Source organism: Microcystis sp. T1-4, assembly GCF_000297435.1.
GTDB lineage: Bacteria > Cyanobacteriota > Cyanobacteriia > Cyanobacteriales > Microcystaceae > Microcystis.
On the sequence record NZ_CAIP01000355.1, the window covers coordinates 1 to 1,169 of the forward strand.

General features: G+C 41.1%; 3 protein-coding genes. All 3 read right to left on the reverse strand.

Annotation, left to right across the window (positions count from 1 at the left end; all coding sequences use genetic code 11):
• Window positions 1–156, reverse strand: a 156-nt coding sequence (locus tag MICAI_RS26550; RefSeq protein ID WP_198285308.1) for a DUF5615 family PIN-like protein, incomplete at its 3' end; no start/stop codon positions are given.
• On the reverse strand, window positions 153–446 hold the full coding sequence (locus MICAI_RS17225; RefSeq protein ID WP_002794978.1) for a DUF433 domain-containing protein: 294 nt from the start codon (window positions 444–446) through the stop codon (window positions 153–155). The genes MICAI_RS17225 and MICAI_RS26550, both read right to left, overlap by 4 nt.
• Before the next feature lie 177 nt (window positions 447–623).
• Window positions 624–995 (reverse strand): hypothetical protein, encoded by a 372-nt coding sequence (locus MICAI_RS17230; RefSeq protein ID WP_051011186.1) that lies wholly within the window; start codon window positions 993–995, stop codon window positions 624–626.
• Window positions 996–1,169 lie beyond the last annotated feature (174 nt).

The following is a 1,169-nucleotide window of genomic DNA, read 5'->3' on the forward strand; positions in this document are numbered from 1 at the left end:
ACCTAAAGAAGCGGCAAATTCTAATTGTTCGCTGTCAGTTTTGCCCAAAGTTGACTGCTCAGGAACAGTGGTGACATCTAAACCACGAGAACGCAGAAGTGTTGCAACTAACGCCGACATATCTTCGTCCATGTAAAGCGAAGCAAATATGCTCATAGCTTACCCAAAGCTGCCTTTACAGAAGGATGCACCAACTCATCGGGGACTTGGTTACGTTCAATGTACTCGTTAATTTCTGCTTGATGATCCAAATAAAAACTCAAGGCATCGAACACTTGTGCTAAGGTCAAATGAGGTAAATGAGTTGGAATTTCCTCTGGCATCACACCTAATCGCCACAGACCTACGATTGCGCGAATAGATGTGCGAGTGCCTTCAATAATTGGCTCTCCACCTAAAATCTCATTGTTTCTGGTTACATAACGTGAAAGAGTGATAATCGTCATGGAATTAGGTCTCTTAGGGAAATCGCTAATTCTATTTTAGTCAGGGACAGACATGACTTGATCATGGCATCTAGTCGCTAGAGGAATCCTAGGCTAGATGTTTTTTCGGCAACCTAACCTAGTACTCTACAATATCGTCAATCACACTACAGGGGATGCGATGCAATAACAATCATATTAATCAAGTACAAATATAGTTCTGATTAAGCCGCCAAATCTATAATATTTTTTCCCTGTAGTCGGAATTGTTACGACATCCTCATCACTGCACTTTTGCCAGCCTCCTTGTTGCGGGGAATAAAAACGAGTGTATTTATTTTGGATGGCGATACATTTTCCCGTTGATATAGGGATAAAGCAATATCCATCTTGATATATAGCACCTGATATGCTAGGTTTGACTCCATTTTCTGAACATTCATATTGGCGACGAGATTGGACAATTAGGTGGCCTTTGTCTAAGGTGTCAATCTCTACTGCGACAGAGGGGAAAAAAGTGGTAGCTGCGCTTGCAAGCAGTAGATAAGTGATCAGGTTACAATTTTTCATTCTTAATTCTCTCAACTAAGTTGTGTTTTTGAGTTAGCGAGTTGTTGTCTCAGTTGTTGAGCTTATTGGTCGCGTTGTTCCAAATAACTGTCAATTTCCTGACTATTTCCCCTTTTGCCTCTTGCACCTTGCCTTTTGCCTGTCCTCATAAGTAGCCTATACTCAACGGATTTA